The organism is Stenotrophomonas aracearum, from assembly GCF_031834615.1.
GTDB classification, from domain to species: Bacteria; Pseudomonadota; Gammaproteobacteria; order Xanthomonadales; family Xanthomonadaceae; genus Stenotrophomonas; species Stenotrophomonas aracearum.
Window position 1 is genome coordinate 1 of the sequence record NZ_CP115543.1, and the last position, 18,072, is coordinate 18,072.

Below are 18,072 nucleotides of genomic sequence, written 5' to 3' on the forward strand. Positions count from 1 at the left end.
ATGGATGCCTGGTCACGTTGTCTCGAACGCCTTGAGGCGGAGTTCCCGCCCGAAGATGTTCACACCTGGTTGAAGCCGCTGCAGGCCGATCTGCGCGCGGACAGCCTGGTGCTGTATGCCCCGAATGCCTTCATCGTGGACCAGGTCCGGTCGCTGTACCTGCCCCGGATCAAGGAACTGATGTTGCATTTCTCCGGTTCGGGCGACGTTTTTCTTGATATCGGCTCGCGTCCGCGCGCCGTGGAGGCGCAGATCGCGCCAATTTCGACCGTTTCCGCGCCTGCCGCGGCGGCCGAGCCGCTGGTGCCGTTCGCCGGCAACCTGGATTCCCACTACACCTTCTCCAACTTCGTGGAAGGCCGCAGCAACCAGCTGGGCCTGGCCGCGGCGTTCCAGGCGGCGCAGAAGCCCGGCGACCGTGCGCACAACCCGCTGCTGCTGTACGGGGGAACCGGCCTGGGCAAGACCCACCTGATGTTCGCCGCCGGCAACGCCATGCGCCAGGCCAATCCGGCCGCCAAGGTGCTGTACCTGCGCTCGGAGCAGTTCTTCAGCGCGATGATCCGGGCCTTGCAGGAAAAGACCATGGATCAGTTCAAACGCCAGTTCCAGCAGGTGGACGCGCTGCTGATCGACGACATCCAGTTCTTCGCCGGCAAGGACCGCACGCAGGAAGAGTTCTTCCACACCTTCAACGCCCTGTTCGACGGCAAGCAGCAGATCATCCTGACCTGCGACCGGTATCCGCGCGAAGTGGAAGGCCTGGAAGCGCGCCTGAAGTCGCGGCTGGCCTGGGGCCTGTCGGTGGCGATCGAGCCACCGGACTTCGAGACGCGCGCGGCGATCGTGCTGGCCAAGGCCCGCGAGCGTGGTGCGGAGATTCCCGACGATGTGGCGTTTCTGATTGCCAAGAAGATGCGCTCCAACGTTCGCGACCTCGAGGGCGCGCTGAATACCCTGACCGCCCGCGCCAACTTCACCGGCCGCGCGATCACCACCGACTTCGCCCAGGAAACCCTGCGCGACCTGCTGCGCGCCCAGCAGCAGGCGATCAGCATTCCCAACATCCAGAAGACCGTGGCCGACTACTACGGGCTGCAGATCAAGGATCTGCTGTCCAAGCGTCGAACCCGCTCACTGGCCCGTCCGCGACAGGTCGCCATGGCCCTGACCAAGGAACTGACCGAGCACAGCCTGCCTGAGATCGGCGATGCCTTTGCCGGTCGCGACCACACCACGGTGCTGCATGCGTGCCGGCAGATCCGGACGTTGATGGAGACCGACGGCAAGTTGCGGGAAGACTGGGACAAGCTGATCCGGAAGTTGAGCGAATGATGCACGCACGCCACCCAAGCGTCATCGCATAAAACGGTGCAAAATCCGGGTGTAAGCGAGGGACAGGTTGTGGATAAAAACGCCGTTTGAGTCGGGCCGGTTTTTATCCACAGCTTTCCCCACCCCTTGGGGGGCAGTAGTGCAGAGGGTTTCAAGGCTATAAAGTTCTTTATTTACAAAGACTTAGCTATGTTTTCCAGCGATTCTGGCGCTACCAGCACCACCAAGCTTTTGATTTATTCCACATTTTTTTAAAGCATAGGGGCACGGAACCACATGCGTTTCACACTGCAGCGCGAAGCCTTTCTCAAGCCGTTGGCACAAGTCGTCAACGTGGTCGAACGCCGCCAGACCTTGCCGGTTCTGGCTAATTTCCTGGTCCAGGTCCAGAACGGCCAGCTTTCGCTGACCGGTACCGACCTGGAAGTGGAGATGGTGTCGCGGATCGCGGTGGAAGATGCCCAGGACGGCGAGACCACCATCCCGGCACGCAAGCTGTTCGAGATCATCCGCGCCCTGCCCGATGGCAGCCGGATCACCGTCTCGCAGAGCGGCGACAAGATCACCGTCCAGGCCGGGCGCAGCCGTTTCACCCTGGCAACCCTGCCGGCCAACGACTTCCCGTCGGTGGACGAAGTGGAAGCCACCGAGCGCGTTGCGATTGGCGAGGCGACCCTGAAGGAGCTGATCGAACGCACCGCGTTTGCGATGGCCCAGCAGGACGTCCGCTACTACCTCAACGGTCTGCTGTTCGACCTGCGCGGTGATGCCCTGCGCACCGTGGCCACCGACGGCCATCGCCTGGCGCTGTGCGAAACCGACCTGGAGAAGGCCAGTGGCGCCAAGCGTCAGATCATCGTGCCGCGCAAGGGCGTGACCGAGCTGCAGCGCCTGCTGGAAAGCGGCGATCGCGAGATCGAACTGGAAGTCGGCCGCAGCCACGTGCGGGTCAAGCGCGACGATGTGACCTTTACCTCCAAGCTGATCGACGGCCGTTTCCCGGATTACGAGGCGGTGATCCCGATCGGCGCCGACCGCGAAGTGAAGGTGGATCGCGAAGCCCTGCGCGCCTCGCTGCAGCGCGCCGCGATCCTGTCCAACGAGAAGTACCGCGGCATCCGCGTGGAAGTCTCGCCGGGCAACCTCAAGATCAGCGCGCACAACCCGGAGCAGGAAGAAGCCCAGGAAGAGATCGAAGCGGACACCACCGTCAGCGATCTGGCCATCGGCTTCAACGTGAACTACCTGCTGGACGCCCTGTCTGCCCTGCGCGACGAACATGTGGTCATCCAGCTGCGCGATTCGAACTCCTCGGCCCTGGTGCGTGAAGCCAGCAGCGAGAAGTCGCGTCACGTGGTGATGCCGCTGCGCCTCTGACCTGTTCCACGTGGAACAGCGTTGAAAGAAACCCGGCCGAGTGCCGGGTTTTTTTTTTGCCAGCACGTTCCACGTGGAGCATCGCCGCCCAGGCACGAGCCACGAGCCATCTAGCGTAGAGCCACGCCACGCGTGTCCGGCTCTCAACGTCAGAAACCGCACCCCGGTAGAGCCACGCCCTGCGTGGCTGCCCTTCCCGCTTTGGGTTGCCTGGTCCAACGCAGACACGCACGGCGTGTCCCTACGCGTGGTCTCGGCGGTGCGGGTTTTTCAAACCCTTGGATCACAGCTCTATGCTTTAAAAACTGTATATAAATCTAAAGCTAGGTGGTGATGGTAGGCCCAGATTTGGTTGAAAACTACCTTATCTTGTTGAATGTAAAGGAAAATGTAGGGCTGAAACCCCTGTAAAAAGGCCCCTGAAGGTGGGGGTCAGCCTGTGGATATGTTTCAGGCGCGGATTTGGCGGACTTTTTATCCACAACCTGCCCAGCGCTTGTGCATAAGTCATACAGGCCGCGTGTGGGTAAGTCGAACCGCATTTCGCTGGATGTTTCACGATCTCTGGAACCTGGCCGGGGCGTGGCTCGCAGATTTCAAAGAATGTGGTCCTTGGATAAACCGATGTCCTTCCCAGCGGCCTGGTAGAGCCTCAAATTCTTTGAAATCTGCAAGGCAGAGGCCCTGCCCGTCCTCCAGATTTCAAAGAATTCCGGGTCGGTGCACGCCATGCGTGTCCGGTGAAGAGCAGCCACGCAGGGCGTGGCTCTACCGGTCGGTTTCGATTTGGGCGGGAAGGCAGACACGCATGGCGTGCCTCTACAATGGCGGGATGCATATTCGCCGTCTTTCCCTCCACAACGTTCGTCGCTTCGACAGCGTGGAATTTGCTCCACAACCCGGCATCAACCTGATTACGGGCGACAACGGCGCCGGGAAGACCAGCGTCCTGGAGGCTTTGCACGTGATGGCCTATGGGCGGAGTTTCCGCGGACGAGTGCGCGATGGCCTGGTGCGACACGGGCTGGAGGCGCTGGATGTGTTCGTCGAGTGGGACGAACAACGCGCTGGCGCCGAGTCCCCCACCCGCCGCAAGGCCGGCCTTCGGCATAGCGGCCAGGACTGGAAAGGCCGATTGGATGGCGAAGACGTCGCCCAGCTGGGAAATCTGTGCGCAGCGCTGGCAGTAGTAACCTTCGAGCCTGGGAGCCACGCATTGGTGAGTGGCGGCGGTGAACCACGTCGCCGTTTCCTCGATTGGGGACTGTTCCACGTGGAACCAGACTTCCTGGCGTTGTGGCGGCGCTACTCGCGCGCGCTCAAACAGCGCAACGCCCTGCTCAAGCAAGGTGGGCACCCGCACGCGCTCGATGCCTGGGACCACGAGCTCGCCGAGGCGGGCGAACCGCTCACCAGCCGCCGCCAGCACTATCTGGACAAACTGCAGGACCGTGCGGTCAGCCTGGCGCAGGATCTGGCGCCGAATCTGGGCATGCAGTCGCTTAACCTCAGCCCGGGCTGGCGCAAGCAGGACCTATCCCTGTCCGACGCACTGCTGCTGGCCCGGGACCGCGATCGCCTGGCGGGTTACACCTCCGTCGGTCCGCACCGCGCTGACTGGAGCGTGGGCTTCGCGAGCATTCCCGGCCGGGACGCGCTCTCGCGCGGGCAGGCCAAACTGACCGCCCTCACCTGCCTGCTGGCCCAGGCGGAGGACTACGCCGAGCAGCGCGGGGAATGGCCGGTGATCGCACTGGACGACATCGCGTCCGAGCTCGACCGCACCCACCAGGCCCGGGTACTGGACCGTCTGCGGACGGGCCCGGCGCAGATCTTCATCACCGCCACCGAAACCCCGACGGCACTCGAAGGCCGCTCCGACATCACCCGGTTCCACGTGGAACATGGGCAGGTTCAGCCTGTGCCATAGTGCGGGCAGGGGCGGAAGCGCCCGGCTGGTATAATTGCTGTTGCAACCCCTAAACCCATCGGCGCCCTGCCCCACGGCGGTGGCCCGACCTGCGGAGCCTATGGCAAGCGCGATGACTGAAGAACAGAACACTCCGGCACCTACCGGCAATTACGACGCCAACAGCATCACCGCACTGGAAGGCCTGGAGGCGGTCCGCAAGCGCCCCGGCATGTACATCGGCGACGTCCATGACGGCACCGGTCTGCACCACATGGTGTTCGAAGTCGTCGACAACTCGATCGACGAAGCGCTGGCCGGCCATGCCGACCACGTCGCGGTGACGATCCACGCCGACGGCTCGGTCTCGGTGTCCGACAACGGCCGCGGCATTCCCACCGGCAAGCACGCGCAGATGAGCCAGAAGCTCGGTCGCGAAGTGTCCGCTGCCGAAGTGGTCATGACCGTGCTGCACGCTGGCGGCAAGTTCGACGACAACAGCTACAAGGTCTCCGGCGGCCTGCACGGCGTGGGTGTCAGCGTGGTCAACGCGCTGTCGCAGAAGCTCACCCTGGATATCTTCCAGGGCGGCTTCCACTACCATCAGGAATACGCCGATGGCGCGGCGGTCAGCCCGCTTGCCCAGGTGGAAGCCAGCACCAAGCGTGGCACCACCCTGCGATTCTGGCCGTCGGTGACCGCGTTCCACGACAACGTCGAGTTCCACTACGAGATCCTGGCGCGTCGCCTGCGCGAACTCTCGTTCCTGAATTCCGGGGTCAAGATCGTGCTGGTTGACGAGCGCGGCGATGGCCGTCGCGACGATTTCCACTACGAAGGCGGCATCCGCAGCTTCGTGGAGCATCTGGCCCAGCTGAAGACCCCGCTGCATCCGAACGTGATCTCGGTGACCGGCGAGTCCAACGGCATCACCGTGGAAGTGGCGCTGCAGTGGACCGATTCCTACCAGGAAACGATGTACTGCTTCACCAACAACATCCCGCAGAAGGACGGCGGTACCCACCTTGCCGGTTTCCGCGGCGCGCTGACCCGCGTGCTCAACAACTACATCGAGCAGAACGGCATCGCCAAGCAGGCCAAGATCAACCTGACCGGCGATGACATGCGCGAAGGCATGATCGCGGTGCTGTCGGTGAAGGTGCCCGATCCCAGCTTCTCCAGCCAGACCAAGGAAAAGCTGGTCAGCTCGGACGTGCGTCCGGCGGTGGAAAGCGCCTTCGGCGCGCGCCTGGAAGAGTTCCTGCAGGAAAACCCGAACGAAGCCAAGGCCATTGCCGGCAAGATCGTCGACGCTGCCCGTGCCCGCGAAGCCGCGCGCAAGGCGCGCGACCTGACCCGCCGCAAGGGCGCGCTGGATATTGCCGGCCTGCCCGGCAAGCTGGCCGACTGCCAGGAGAAGGATCCGGCGCTGTCCGAACTGTTCATCGTCGAGGGTGACTCGGCAGGTGGTTCGGCCAAGCAGGGTCGTAACCGCAAGAACCAGGCGGTGCTGCCGCTGCGCGGCAAGATCCTCAACGTGGAACGCGCACGCTTCGACCGCATGCTCGCCTCCGACCAGGTCGGTACCCTGATCACCGCGCTGGGCACCGGCATCGGGCGTGACGAGTACAACCCGGACAAGCTGCGTTACCACCGCATCATCATCATGACCGACGCCGACGTCGACGGCGCGCACATCCGTACGCTGCTGTTGACCTTCTTCTACCGGCAGATGCCGGAGCTGATCGAGCGTGGCCACGTCTACATCGGCCTGCCGCCGCTGTACAAGATCAAGCAGGGCAAGCAGGAGCTGTACCTGAAGGACGACCCCGCGCTGGACGCTTACCTGGCCAGCAACGCGGTGGAAAACGCCTCGCTGATTCCGGCCGAGAACGAGCCGGCCATCGAAGGCGTTGCACTGGAGAAGCTGCTGCTGGCCTACGCCTCGGCGCAGGAAGCGATCGGCCGCAACGCCCATCGCTACGACCGCCAGCTGCTCGAAGCGCTGGTCGACTTCACCCCGATGGACCTGGAGCACCTGCGCAAGGCGGGCGAAGGCGAAGGTCTGACCGCATTGGCCGCGCGTCTCAACCAGGGCAGCCTGGGCTCGCCGCGCTTCAGCCTGGAACTGCAGGAACCGACCGAGCAGCGCCCGGCCGCAGTGCTGGTCACGCGTCGCCACATGGGCGAGGAACTGGTCCAGGTGTTGCCGCTGGCCGCCTTCGAAACCGGCGAACTGCGTGCCCTGCACCAGTCGTCGCTGCTGCTGCACGGCCTGATCCGCAGCGGTGCGAAGATCGTGCGTGGCGCCAAGTCGTCGGAGATCACCGGCTTTGCCGAGGCGCGCAACTGGCTGCTGGACGAAGCCAAGAAGGGTCGCCAGATCCAGCGCTTCAAGGGCCTGGGCGAAATGAATCCGGAACAGCTGTGGGACACCACGGTGAATCCGGATACGCGTCGCCTGCTGCAGGTACGCATCGAAGATGCCGTGGCTGCCGACCAGATCTTCAGCACCCTGATGGGCGATGTGGTGGAGCCGCGCCGCGACTTCATCGAAGACAACGCCCTGCGGGTCGCCAACCTGGATATCTGACACAATCGGGCCAGGGCCGGCCGGTTGCGACCTGCAACCGGGCCGGCTGCCGCCTCTTGCTGCCAGGAACCCGATGTCCGCTACCGCCCCGGCGTCCACGACGCCTCCGCTGCCCCCCGCCGTTCCCAAGGCGCCTCAACGGAAGCCCGGTTCCCCGATCGCGGGGTTCCTGATCGATCTCGGCATCGGCACGCTCGCCCTGCTCGGGTTGAGCATGGCCAGCGGCCTGCTGTGGGGCATGTACCGCGCGATCATCGTAGTGCGCGACACCGGCGCGCAGCCGGCCGAAGCGCTCGCCCAGCACGTGGGCCAGCCGGGCGCACTCGCGCAGATCCTGATGGCCCTGTTCGCCACCGGTGGCGCTGCGGTATTCCTGTACTTCCTGCGCCGGCGCGCCGATGCCGCCGAACGCAGCGCCTCGTTCCAGGCCGCGCGCCGTCCTTCGACCTGGGGCTGGACCCTGCTGGTAGCGGCGTGCGTGGTGATCGGCAGCAATGGCATTGCCTGGCTGGCCCGGCAGGCGGGCATCGAACCGGTGCCCACCAACCTGGCCCTGATGGAACAGGCGCTCGCCCGATTCCCCTGGTTCCTGGCCCTGTTCGCCATCGTGCTGGCACCGGCCTACGAAGAGCTGCTGTTCCGCCGCGTGCTGTTCGGCCGTCTGTGGAAGGCCGGCCGGCCATGGCTGGGCATGCTGCTCAGCAGCCTGGCTTTCGCATTGGTCCATGAAGTGCCCGGCACCAGCGCCAACGGCCCGTGGGAAATTGCCCAGCTGTGGCTGGTGTACGGCGGCATGGGCGCGGCATTTGCCTGGCTTTACCAGCGCACCGGCACCTTGTGGGCGCCGATCGTCGCGCACGCGCTGAACAACGCGATCGCCCTGGCGGCATTGGTTTTCCTGGGCATCCACTGACCTCTCGCCGGCTTGACGAAACCTTACGTACAGTCGGCCACACTGCTGACATGAACACGGGAGTCCCCGCTTTGAAACCCCTGCTGCTCGGACTTGTCATCACCCTGCTGGTCAGTGCCTGCGCCACCACCACCTCGCCCACCGGGCGACGCCAGATGGTGGGCGGCGTTTCGCAGGCCGAGCTCGACCAACTCGGTGCCAAGGCATTCGCCGAAACCAAGCAGAAAGAAAAGATCAGCAGCGACGGCCGCCAGAACGCGTACGTGCAGTGCGTGGTCAACGCGCTGGTTGCGCAGTTGCCGCCTCAATACCAGGGCGTACGGTGGGAAACCGCCGTGTTCGTCGATGCCGAGCCGAATGCCTTCGCGCTGCCCGGCGGCAAGGTCGGGGTGAACACCGGCATCTTCACCGTGGCCAAGAACCAGGACCAGCTCGCGGCCGTGATCGGGCATGAGATCGGCCATGTCATCTCGCGCCACCACGAAGAGCGCCTGACCCGCCAGATGGGTGCGCAGACCGGCTTGGCCGTGCTCGGCGCGCTGGCCGGCGCCGCCTACGGCGACGGCGCCGCGAGCACCGTCAACCAGCTCGGCGGTGCGGGCGCCCAGGCGGCGTTCCTGCTGCCCGGCTCGCGCACCCAGGAAAGCGAGGCAGACGTGGTCGGCCAGCGGCTGATGGCCGAGGCGGGCTTCGACCCGGCGCAGGCGGTCAACCTGTGGCAGAACATGATGGCGGCCAGCGCGGGGCGCTCCCCGCAGTGGCTGTCGACCCACCCCGACCCGGCCAACCGGATCCGCGAACTCCAGCGCGATGCACCTGCCTTGACCGGTGTCTTCCAGCAGGCCCAAGCCGCCGGACGGCGCCCGAAGTGCGGGTGATTCGACTAAAGGATGCTGTGCTGCAGCATCGGAAACGATTTCTCACGCTGTCGGTTTCTGATACGTTTGGCGGCTCAGATTTTTCTGACAGTCCGTTTTGATGCCGCCACGGCGGTTTGACCGAGGTGAAAGATGATTTTCCGCAACCACAAGCAAGCCGTGCTTACCGTACTCATCGCGACCGCCCTCGGTGGCGTCGTGGTCACCGACGCCGTTGCCCAGAGTCGCAGCAGCGACCGCAGCAGCGATCGTCGTGGCAGCAAGAACGAGGCCAAGGCTGAAGCGTTGTACCCCAACGCCACCCGCCAGGAGCCGACCGTCAAGGCTTCGCCGAAGCTGGGCAAGCAGCTGCAGAAGCTGATCGACAGCTACAACGATCAGAAGTTCCCGGAAACCCTCGCCGCGGCCAATGAAATCCTGGCCAACAGCGCTGCCAACACCTACGACAAGTCGCTGGCCGCGCAGCTCGCCTCGCAGGCGTCCTACCAGTCCGACGACAACGCCGCTGCCATCGGCTACCTGAAGCAGGTGCTGGAATTCAACGGCCTGGACAACAACGGCCACTTCCAGTCGATGCTGATGCTGGGCCAGCTGCAGATCCAGGACGACAAGACCGCCGAAGGCCTGGCCACCCTGGACAAGTACTTCGCCGAGTCCAAGTCGACCAAGCCGGAAGAGCTGATCATCAAGGGCCAGGCCCTGTACCAGCTCGAGCGCTACCAGGAGGCCATTCCGGTGATCAAGGCGGCCATCGCCGGCAGCACCGCGCCCAAGGACAACTGGAACCAGCTGCTGATGGCGGCCATGTCCGAAGCCGGCCAGACCGGTGAGGCAGTCAAGGAAGCCGAAGCGCTGGCGGCCAAGAACCCGAACGACAAGAAGGCCCAGATGAACCTGGCCAGCATGTACCTGCAGGCCGACCAGATGGCCCAGGCCGCTACGGTCATGGACAAGCTGCTGGCGGCCGGTCAGCTCAGCGAAGAACGTGAGTACAAGCACGCCTACTCGATCTACGCCAACACCGAAAACCAGGAAAAGAAAGTCATCCAGGTCATCGATGACGGCCTGGCCAAGGGTGTGCTGAAGCCGGATTACCAGGTGTACCTGGCCCTGGCCCAGGCGAACTATTATCTGGACCCGCCGCAGGTGGACAAGGCGATCGACGCGTGGCAGAAGGCTGCCCCGCTTTCCAAGGACGGTGAAACCTACTTGAACCTGGCACGCGTCTTGCATTCTGAAGGGCGTATCGCAGAGGCCAAGCAGGCCGCCCAGCAGGCGCTGGCGAAGGGTGTGAAGAATCAGGCCGATGCGAAGAAAATCATCAACCTGAAGTAAGTAGGAATAACGCCTGAACGCCTGCGCCAGTGATGCGCAGGCGCTCAGGATTGGTATAAGCTTGGAGGTTCCTGCGGTGTCATGCACCGCTGATCATGGGTTACCTGCCCCGGGTACCCGGCCCCACTAATGAGCTCTTGGCGCATGACGGAACAACTAGTCGTTCACAGGTACGAACAACGCGATGACACCGGCCTCAGCTGGCCGCGCATCGTGGGTATCGCCTTTGTAATCGCATTGCATCTCGCCGCCCTGATGCTGCTCCTCATTCCTGCCGTGGCCCCCAAGGCCGTCGCGGAAAAGGAACGCAACATCATGGTGACCCTGGTCGACGCTCCGCCGCCGCCCCCACCGCCGCCGCCGCCGCCGCCGCCGACCGAACAGCCGCCGCCGCCGGTGAAGAACCTGTCGCCGCCGAAGCCCTCGCCGGTGCCGCCGCCGCCGCAGGCGCCGGTGATCGACGTGCCGGAGCCGCGTCCGAACGACATCGTCACGCCGCCGAGCCCGCCGAGCCCGCCGCAGCCGCCCAGCTCCATCGAGGCCAGCGTCGATATCTCGTCGAAGGCCATGAATCCCCCGCGTTACCCGCCGGCCGCGTTCCGCGCAGGTATCCAGGGTGAAGTCATCCTGATCATTGATGTCGATGCCAATGGCAACGTCACCAATGTGACGGTCGAAAAGTCCAGCCGTAACCGCGATCTGGACCGTGCCGCGATGGAAGCCGCCCGCAAATGGCGCTTTAACGCTGCCGAATCGGGCGGGAAGAAAGCTGCAGGTCGCGTCCGCGTCCCGGTCAACTTTGCGCTGAATTGATGGGTCGGGTGGCCAATGCCACCCACCCCTCACTCGAAACTAGCTACAACATTCATCACCACACACAACAAAGGTAAGCGTCATGCTGCAGGAACTCTTCATCGCCGCTGCTGCCGGGGGCAACCCGTCGAATGCCCTCTCGCAGATGGGCTTCGAGCATCTGATCCACGAAATGACCTCCAAGCCGGGCGACTTCGCCGTCTCCTGGGTCGTGCTTCTGACCCTGGTGATCATGTCGGCCATGTCCTGGTACTGGACCGTCATCAACATCTTCCGCGCCACCCGTCTGAAGAGCGCTGCTGACAAGGTCGTGAGCCTGTTCTGGGATACCCCGAACGCCCAGGACGCCATCCGTGCGATGGAAGAGCAGCCGGCTTCCGAGCCGTTCTCGAAGATCGCCCTGGACGCTGCGCAGGCTGCTGCCCACCACCAGCGTGCCGAAGGCGGCGCCACCGGTGGCCTGGGTGAAAACCTGAGCCGTTCGGAGTTCGTCGACCGCGCCCTGCGCCAGGCCGTGACCCGCGAAAGCAACAACCTGCAGTCGGGCATGACCCTGCTGGCCACCGTCGGCGCAACCGCTCCGTTCGTCGGTCTGCTCGGCACCGTGTGGGGCATCTACGGCGCGCTGATCAAGATCGGTGCAACCGGTTCCGCCTCGATCGACGCCGTTGCCGGCCCGGTGGGTGAAGCCCTGATCATGACCGCCATCGGTCTGTTCGTGGCAATCCCGGCCGTGTTCGCCTTCAACTTCTTCAGCAAGATCAACAGCGCCACGATCAGCAAGTTCGATACGTTCGCTCACGACCTGCACGACTTCTTCGCCACCGGTTCGCGCGTCCGCTAATTGCGACGCGCTGTACCCAGCGAGAACGTAGTCAACACGATCTAGACGGAGCCCGTTATGGCTTTCAGTAGTGGTAACAGCGGCGGCCCCATGGCCGACATCAACGTGACGCCCCTCGTGGACGTGATGCTGGTGCTGCTGATCATTTTCATCATCACGGCGCCCCTGATGTCCCACAAGGTCAAGGTCGAACTGCCCGAGGCCAACCTGGTGCAGAATCCGGAAGATGCGGCCGACCGCAAGGGTCCGATCACCCTGGCAGTCAAGGAAGACGGCTCGATCTACTGGAACGACGAAGAGATCGACAAGCAGACTCTCGAGTCGCGCCTGGCGACCGCCGCCCAGCAGACCCCCCAGCCCCCGCTCAATCTGCGTGGTGACCGCACCACCAAGATGCGTGTCATCAACGAGATGACCAAGATCGCGCAGGAGCAGGGCATGCTCGACGTTGGCTTCGTTGCCACCAAAGAGAAGGGGCAGTAAGCCATGGCATTCAGTTCTGGTGGTGGCAAGGGCCCAATGGCCGACATCAACGTTACGCCCCTCGTGGACGTGATGCTGGTGCTGTTGATCATCTTCATCGTTACCGCGCCGATCATGACGTACCCGATCGCCGTGGACCTGCCGCAGCGCGTGCTCAACCCACCGCCGCAGCTGGTCGAGCCGCCGCCGCCGATCGAGCTGCGGGTGGACGCCAGCAACCAGGTGTTCTGGAACAACAGCCCGGTTGCAGTGGGCGAACTCCAGCAGCGCATGGAGCAGGAAGTGCAGCGTGACCCGACCAACCAGCCCGAGCTGCGCATCGACGCCAGCCCGGACTCCGAGTACGACGTGATGGCCAAGGTCCTGGCCGCCGCGAAGAACGCGCAGATGAAGAAGATCGGGTTCCAGCAGCAGCAGTAATACGCAACACCAAGTCATGACGCGACTGGAAGGCGCCCCTGGAAACAGGGGCGCTTTTTTTGTGCGCGCACCGGACACCCGCGTCCGGCTATGATCCGCGCATGCTTGCCACCTACCCCGCACTGGCCGACTGGCTCCACTGGATGGATGCGATTCCGCACCTGCGTCCGCTGATGATCGCCGCGTACGTGCTGTACCTGCTGTGGCTGATCGGCTGGATCATGCTGCAGAAGCGCGAGCCGGTGGCCACGCTCAGCTGGATCCTGTCACTGGCGGCCCTGCCCTACCTGGGACTCTTCATCTATTACCTGCTGGGTCCGCAGAAAGTGAAGCGCCAGCGCCTGCGGCGCGGCCGTGCGCGCTCGGGCATGGAGCACTACAACAGCGTGTGCCCACCCGATGCCGACTGCACCGAGCTGGCCAAGATCGGCCAGGCCACCACCGGGCTCGCGCCGAGTTCGGCAACCGAAGTGGAATGGCTCGTCGACGGCGCGCAGACCTACGCCGCGCTGTTGAAGGCGGTGGCGCAGGCGCGCGACCACCTGCATGTGGAGTACTACATCTTCAACCCCGACCACGCCGGCACCGCGCTGCGCGATGCACTGGTCGAACGCGCCCGCGCCGGTGTGCGCGTGCGGCTGCTGCTGGATGCGGTCGGGTCGTCGGCGATCCGCAAGCGCTTCCTCAAACCGCTGCTCGACGCGGGCGCGGAAGTGGCGTGGTTCCACCCGCGGCAGCTGCTCAAGCCGTTCAAGCGGCCGTGGATGAACATGCGCACGCACCGCAAGCTGGTGGTCATCGACGGCCGTGTTGCGTTCACCGGTGGCATCAACATCACCGACGAGGAAGACGAAAGCCGCAACCCGAATGCCTACCGTGACCTGCACATGCGCCTGGCCGGGCACGTGGTGCGCAGCCTGCAGCTGGTGTTCGTCGAAGACTGGATCTACGCCACCGGCGAGCCCAAGGAACGCTTCAACATCGCGCAGCTGTGGCCCAACGACATGCCGGCGCGGCAGGACGGTGCCATCACCACCCAGGTGCTGGTGTCCGGCCCGGATTCCTCGTGGGAAACCATCCATCGCCTGCAGGTTGCCGCCATCCACGAAGCGCGCGAACGGGTGTGGCTGGTGACCCCGTACTTCGTACCGGGCGAAGCCGCGCGCATGGCGCTTACCTCGGCAGCGCTCGGTGGCCTGGACGTGCGCCTGCTGGTGCCGAAGATGAGCGACTCCTGGTTCGTTACCCAGGCCGCGCGCTCCTATTTCGACGAGCTGCTGCAGGCCGGGGTGAAGATCTACGAGTACGGCCCGCGCATGCTGCACACCAAGGCCTTCATCGCCGACCACGATGTATGCATCGCCGGCAGCGCCAACTTCGACCACCGCAGCTTCCGGCTCAACTTCGAGCTTTCGATGATGATCAGCAACGAGGCCTGCGTGGCCGAGCTGGAGAAGATCCTGATCGCCGAATTCGCCGCTTCCAGCCCGGTCCGCAACGACCGTCGACGCTCGCTGTGGCTGCACCGGGTCCCCGAAGCCTTCGCCCGCCTCGCCTCGCCGCTGCTGTAGGCGCCGCCACGTGGAACCGGGCCCGGCAGCGGCGCTACACTGGCGCGGTCAACCGGGGAGAATGACAATGTATTGGCTGTTCATGCTGCTGGCGATCGGCTGCTTCGCCTTCGCCGTCAAAACGCCCTCGACCGGGCTGATGATGCTTTCACTGTTCGGCGCCCTGCTGTTCCTGCTGGCCTGGGTCCGCGGCCGCTATGTCGCCACCTTCGGCGGAAGCCAGCGCGACACCGGCAGCGAGATCTACAACGCCATCGACCCCACCGAACTGCGCCGGTTGCGCGAGCAGGCGCAGGCCCGCCGCGACGCCGAACGCGACCCGAACGACCTGCCCCCGAGCCCATGACCCAGCTCAGCGTCAACGTGAACAAGATCGCCGTCCTGCGTAACTCGCGGGGCGGCCACGACCCGGATGTAGTGCGGGCCGCGACCGCCTGCCTGGACGCCGGGGCGCATGGCATCACCGTGCACCCGCGGCCGGACCGCCGGCACATCCACGCCGAGGACGTGATCGCGTTGTCCGCACTGACCCGCGCCCGTGGGGTGGAATTCAACATCGAAGGCAACCCGTTCGCGCCGCCTCGCCCGGGCTATCCCGGCCTGCTCCCGCTGTGCGAGCAGACCCGCCCGGCGCAGGCCACCCTGGTGCCGGACGGCGATGGCCAGCTCACCTCCGATCACGGCTTCGACTTCAGCCGCGACGCCGAGCGGCTGCGTCCGCTGATTGCCGAACTCAAGACGTACGGCTGCCGGGTCAGCCTGTTCGTCGACGCCGGTAACCCGGACATCGCGCAGGCGGCCGCAATCGGCGCCGACCGTATCGAGCTCTACACCGGCCCGTACGCCGAAGCCCACGCGGCGGGCGATGCCGCGGTGATGCTGGCGCTGTTCGCCGAGGCCGCCCGTGCGGCCCAAGCGGCAGGGTTGGGAGTGAATGCAGGGCACGATCTTTCGCAGGACAACCTGCGGGACTTCCTGCAGGCGGTCCCGGACGTGCTGGAGGTTTCCATTGGGCATGCGCTGATCGGGGAGGCGCTGTATGCCGGGCTGGACGCTACTGTGAAGCGGTATCTCGCGCTGGTTTGAGAAAAATCCCTTCTTGTGGATAACCATGGGGAGAAACCCCAACCGGTTCATCCAGAAACCAGACAGCACAACGCCTCCCCTTCCAAACACCCCTGTGGTTAGTAATACTACTAACCCATGGACACCCGGTTTCCGCCCGCTCCCGCCGCCCAGACGTCTCATTCAATGAGACGCCCCAGCCCTACCCTGTAACCACATGGGTATCGCAATCAAAGGCCGCGGCTCCACCACGCACCTCGCAGGCCGCTTCGAGGTCACCGTCAGCGAGGCCATCGACGACGGCTGGGAACCGGACACCGGCGAAGAATTCGCCGCCCCGCGCCTGCGCACTGAAGTCCGTGCCGAAACCGCGCGCAGCATCATCAGCCGAAACAAGTCCCCCGACGTAGGCTTCAGCCAATCGGTGAATCCCTATCGCGGTTGCGAGCACGGTATCAATACCCCCTGATTGTTCACTAGATAAATCCATATAGATCAACAGGTTAGAGAATAATCAGTAAACACATTGCTATCGGCACAATCCCCCGCGCAGTGCCGGCCAAACACGCCCATCCTGGAGAGGTTGGCCAACCTTCGTGGTCTGCAAAGAGTGTTAGAGCCCTGCGGCGCGCAGCAGGGCCGACATCGAGGTACCCATGCCTTTAGCAACTCGCTCCAAGGTAGCGAGAGTGAGGTTCTTTTCGCCACGCTCGATCTTGCTGTAGTAGGCGCGGTGCATCTGGATGTGGTCAGCAAAGGCTTCTTGGCTGACACCCAGATCAATGCGATGCGCGCGGATCACATCTGCAAGTTTCGCTTGGTTCGTATGCTCGACCATACGAAGCAGCTTGTGGTTCCAGTACTTTAAAGACTACGCCTCTAAAGGTAGTCTACTTATAAGTACTAATTGCATCTCCCATGAACTTTTACCTCGTATGTCCGGAACTGGAGTTCACTCTTGAGCTTCCCTTTTCTCCCATGGGCAGGGAGCAGGTCGCTATGCAGATGCGTCGAATGCAAGAAGAGGAAGGGCAAGCAAGAGGCTTTGAGTACCGCCTGGCAGAAGAGCTCTCAAAGCTCATCCCCCAGCTAACGGATTGGGACATCAAGCCGCCCACGGGTGCACAGATGGCATATGCGACTTCGCTCTGCGCACAGTTGGGCATTCCACTGCCTGCAGCAACACGTCGATCGCGGGCATTGATGCAGATCTTCTTGGCGGAAGCCAAAGCGCTCCATGGCCAACGCAGCTGATAAAGGCCTTGCCAGCCGAAGCTGTGGATAAGCCTGGGCAGAACCTACTCGCCAAACGACCGTATGGCCTACAGCTAGCTGAATTTCACGGTGTTGCGGCGCCTGTGGTTAGCAATAATACTAACGGCCCGACCTTCCCAAGTTGTCGCCATGGAACAGGATGCTCGAAAGGCCCAAGTTCCCCTCAAAGGCAGAGGGGCCGCATCGCGTGTCCCAAGCCGTTTCGATACCACTGCAACAGTGGGAGTCGACGACGGCTGGGAGTCGGTCTACCAGGAGATGGAAGACGCGCCACCGCTGAGAACTCAGGTGCAGGAAGAGCGAGCGCGCACAGTGATCAGCCACAACTCATCCCCTGACGTTGGCTTTAGCGCGTCGGTCAACCCGTACCGCGGCTGCGAGCATGGCTGTGTTTACTGTTTTGCTCGCCCTTCTCACTCCTACTTGAGCCTTTCACCAGGCTTAGACTTCGAGACGCGCCTGTTTGCAAAGACAAATGCCCCGGAGCGCCTCAGAGCAGAAATTAGCAAGTCGAACTACAAGTGCACCCCGATTGCGTTGGGGATAAACACAGACGGCTATCAGCCGATTGAAAGGAATTACCAAATTACACGCCAATGCCTTGAGGTGCTTGCTGATGCCAAGCATCCGGTGAGCTTCGTCACCAAGAGTGCCTTGATCACCAGGGACGTCGAACTGCTGGCGTCGATGGCCAAGGATCGGTTGGTTACGGTCTACTTCTCGGTCACCACGCTCGACAGGAAGCTATCTGCAAAACTGGAACCACGAGCTGCTGCTCCCCACGCAAGGCTGCGAGCAATGAATCAGCTGCACGAGGCAGGAGTACCGGTAGGGGTTTTGATCGCGCCGGTCATTCCCATGATCACCGACCATGACCTAGAAGCCATCCTTGAGGCTGCTCACGAACACGGCGCTCGGGCAGCAGGCTACGTGCTTCTCAGGCTACCCAACGAGATTAAGGACATTTGGAGAGAATGGCTCGAGCTGCACTATCCGGACCGCGCTGCGCACGTGCTTAGCTTGATGCGACAGATGCATGGTGGAAAGGAGTATGACGCCAGCTTTGGCACCAGGATGTCCGGAACTGGCCCTGTAGCGGACTTGATCCGGAAGCGCTTTGAAAAGAAGCATCGTGAACTCGGTTTCACTAGGCTGCCAGCGCTGGCCACTCATCTTTTTCAACCTCCCCAAGACAAGTCGCCACAGGGGCAACTTTTCTAGCCGAACGGAAAACGAGGCTAGCATCAGTACAAAGCTATGG

Annotated in this window: 17 protein-coding genes and 1 pseudogene; 17 read left to right on the forward strand and 1 reads right to left on the reverse strand. The window is 63.4% G+C overall.

Annotation, left to right across the window (positions count from 1 at the left end; translation table 11 throughout):
- The 15 genes and pseudogenes from dnaA to PDM28_RS00075 form a co-directional block, all read left to right on the forward strand.
- On the forward strand, positions 1–1,335 hold the full coding sequence (dnaA, locus tag PDM28_RS00005; RefSeq protein WP_311183290.1) for a chromosomal replication initiator protein DnaA: 1,335 nt from the start codon (positions 1–3) through the stop codon (positions 1,333–1,335).
- Between the two features lie 276 nt (positions 1,336–1,611).
- Entirely contained in the window at positions 1,612–2,712 is a 1,101-nt protein-coding gene (gene dnaN / locus PDM28_RS00010; protein WP_070208036.1) for a DNA polymerase III subunit beta, read from the forward strand.
- Between the two features lie 832 nt (positions 2,713–3,544).
- Positions 3,545–4,642, forward strand: coding sequence for a DNA replication/repair protein RecF (recF, locus tag PDM28_RS00015; protein ID WP_311184737.1), 1,098 nt, complete (start codon positions 3,545–3,547; stop codon positions 4,640–4,642).
- Between the two features lie 112 nt (positions 4,643–4,754).
- The gene (gene gyrB / locus PDM28_RS00020; protein ID WP_311183291.1) at positions 4,755–7,214 is read left to right on the forward strand and encodes a DNA topoisomerase (ATP-hydrolyzing) subunit B; all 2,460 of its coding nucleotides are present in this window, start codon (positions 4,755–4,757) and stop codon (positions 7,212–7,214) included.
- A gap of 73 nt (positions 7,215–7,287) precedes the next feature.
- Entirely contained in the window at positions 7,288–8,127 is an 840-nt protein-coding gene (locus PDM28_RS00025; protein WP_102947112.1) for a CPBP family intramembrane glutamic endopeptidase, read from the forward strand.
- A 71-nt stretch (positions 8,128–8,198) separates the two neighbouring features.
- Positions 8,199–9,005: a M48 family metallopeptidase gene (locus PDM28_RS00030; protein ID WP_312327355.1), complete on the forward strand. Its 807-nt coding sequence runs from the start codon at positions 8,199–8,201 to the stop codon at positions 9,003–9,005.
- Positions 9,006–9,137: 132 nt separating this feature from the next.
- Complete coding sequence (locus PDM28_RS00035) at positions 9,138–10,340, forward strand: heme biosynthesis protein HemY (protein ID WP_311183293.1); 1,203 nt, start codon at positions 9,138–9,140, stop codon at positions 10,338–10,340.
- Positions 10,341–10,484: 144 nt separating this feature from the next.
- Positions 10,485–11,153 (forward strand): energy transducer TonB, encoded by a 669-nt coding sequence (locus PDM28_RS00040; protein ID WP_102947115.1) that lies wholly within the window; start codon positions 10,485–10,487, stop codon positions 11,151–11,153.
- Between the two features lie 82 nt (positions 11,154–11,235).
- Positions 11,236–11,997, forward strand: a complete 762-nt coding sequence (exbB, locus tag PDM28_RS00045; protein ID WP_068848033.1) for a TonB-system energizer ExbB — start codon at positions 11,236–11,238, stop codon at positions 11,995–11,997.
- Between the two features lie 57 nt (positions 11,998–12,054).
- Positions 12,055–12,480 (forward strand): ExbD/TolR family protein, encoded by a 426-nt coding sequence (locus tag PDM28_RS00050; RefSeq protein WP_102947116.1) that lies wholly within the window; start codon positions 12,055–12,057, stop codon positions 12,478–12,480.
- Between the two features lie 3 nt (positions 12,481–12,483).
- Positions 12,484–12,900 (forward strand): ExbD/TolR family protein, encoded by a 417-nt coding sequence (locus PDM28_RS00055; protein WP_102947117.1) that lies wholly within the window; start codon positions 12,484–12,486, stop codon positions 12,898–12,900.
- Positions 12,901–13,001: 101 nt separating this feature from the next.
- Positions 13,002–14,471 carry a cardiolipin synthase gene (gene cls, locus PDM28_RS00060; RefSeq protein WP_311183294.1) on the forward strand — a complete coding sequence of 490 codons (1,470 nt, stop codon included), beginning with the start codon at positions 13,002–13,004 and terminating at the stop codon, positions 14,469–14,471.
- 67 nt (positions 14,472–14,538) lie between these two features.
- Positions 14,539–14,817, forward strand: coding sequence for a hypothetical protein (locus PDM28_RS00065; protein WP_070209677.1), 279 nt, complete (start codon positions 14,539–14,541; stop codon positions 14,815–14,817).
- The gene (locus tag PDM28_RS00070; RefSeq protein WP_311183295.1) at positions 14,814–15,557 is read left to right on the forward strand and encodes a pyridoxine 5'-phosphate synthase; all 744 of its coding nucleotides are present in this window, start codon (positions 14,814–14,816) and stop codon (positions 15,555–15,557) included. The genes PDM28_RS00065 and PDM28_RS00070 overlap by 4 nt, the downstream gene beginning before the upstream one ends.
- Positions 15,558–15,753: 196 nt before the next feature.
- A pseudogene (locus PDM28_RS00075) lies at positions 15,754–15,990 on the forward strand (PA0069 family radical SAM protein); the annotation flags it as partial.
- A 159-nt stretch (positions 15,991–16,149) separates the two neighbouring features.
- Here PDM28_RS00075 and PDM28_RS00080 read toward each other — a convergent pair.
- Positions 16,150–16,374, reverse strand: a complete 225-nt coding sequence (locus tag PDM28_RS00080; protein WP_012478633.1) for a helix-turn-helix domain-containing protein — start codon at positions 16,372–16,374, stop codon at positions 16,150–16,152.
- An 80-nt stretch (positions 16,375–16,454) separates the two neighbouring features.
- Between PDM28_RS00080 and PDM28_RS00085 the strand changes: the two genes are divergently transcribed.
- Together PDM28_RS00085 and PDM28_RS00090 are read left to right on the forward strand one after the other, a co-directional pair.
- Positions 16,455–16,790, forward strand: coding sequence for a hypothetical protein (locus tag PDM28_RS00085; RefSeq protein WP_012478634.1), 336 nt, complete (start codon positions 16,455–16,457; stop codon positions 16,788–16,790).
- Between the two features lie 150 nt (positions 16,791–16,940).
- Positions 16,941–18,032 carry a PA0069 family radical SAM protein gene (locus PDM28_RS00090; RefSeq protein ID WP_021204599.1) on the forward strand — a complete coding sequence of 364 codons (1,092 nt, stop codon included), beginning with the start codon at positions 16,941–16,943 and terminating at the stop codon, positions 18,030–18,032.
- The last annotated feature ends 40 nt before the right edge of the window (positions 18,033–18,072 follow it).

What these genes read in the sequence shown, in the direction of transcription:
- PDM28_RS00085 (WP_012478634.1), top strand. Translation starts at nt 16,455, where the DNA reads ATGAACTTTTACCTCGTATGTCCGGAACTGGAGTTCACTCTTGAGCTT.
- PDM28_RS00055 (WP_102947117.1), top strand. Translation starts at nt 12,484, where the DNA reads ATGGCATTCAGTTCTGGTGGTGGCAAGGGCCCAATGGCCGACATCAAC.
- PDM28_RS00040 (WP_102947115.1), top strand. Translation starts at nt 10,485, where the DNA reads ATGACGGAACAACTAGTCGTTCACAGGTACGAACAACGCGATGACACC.
- dnaA (WP_311183290.1), top strand. Translation starts at nt 1, where the DNA reads ATGGATGCCTGGTCACGTTGTCTCGAACGCCTTGAGGCGGAGTTCCCG.
- PDM28_RS00025 (WP_102947112.1), top strand. Translation starts at nt 7,288, where the DNA reads ATGTCCGCTACCGCCCCGGCGTCCACGACGCCTCCGCTGCCCCCCGCC.
- PDM28_RS00090 (WP_021204599.1), top strand. Translation starts at nt 16,941, where the DNA reads ATGGAACAGGATGCTCGAAAGGCCCAAGTTCCCCTCAAAGGCAGAGGG.
- cls (WP_311183294.1), top strand. Translation starts at nt 13,002, where the DNA reads ATGCTTGCCACCTACCCCGCACTGGCCGACTGGCTCCACTGGATGGAT.
- dnaN (WP_070208036.1), top strand. Translation starts at nt 1,612, where the DNA reads ATGCGTTTCACACTGCAGCGCGAAGCCTTTCTCAAGCCGTTGGCACAA.
- exbB (WP_068848033.1), top strand. Translation starts at nt 11,236, where the DNA reads ATGCTGCAGGAACTCTTCATCGCCGCTGCTGCCGGGGGCAACCCGTCG.
- PDM28_RS00035 (WP_311183293.1), top strand. Translation starts at nt 9,138, where the DNA reads ATGATTTTCCGCAACCACAAGCAAGCCGTGCTTACCGTACTCATCGCG.
- PDM28_RS00070 (WP_311183295.1), top strand. Translation starts at nt 14,814, where the DNA reads ATGACCCAGCTCAGCGTCAACGTGAACAAGATCGCCGTCCTGCGTAAC.
- PDM28_RS00080 (WP_012478633.1), bottom strand. Translation starts at nt 16,374, where the DNA reads ATGGTCGAGCATACGAACCAAGCGAAACTTGCAGATGTGATCCGCGCG.
- gyrB (WP_311183291.1), top strand. Translation starts at nt 4,755, where the DNA reads ATGACTGAAGAACAGAACACTCCGGCACCTACCGGCAATTACGACGCC.
- recF (WP_311184737.1), top strand. Translation starts at nt 3,545, where the DNA reads ATGCATATTCGCCGTCTTTCCCTCCACAACGTTCGTCGCTTCGACAGC.
- PDM28_RS00065 (WP_070209677.1), top strand. Translation starts at nt 14,539, where the DNA reads ATGTATTGGCTGTTCATGCTGCTGGCGATCGGCTGCTTCGCCTTCGCC.
- PDM28_RS00050 (WP_102947116.1), top strand. Translation starts at nt 12,055, where the DNA reads ATGGCTTTCAGTAGTGGTAACAGCGGCGGCCCCATGGCCGACATCAAC.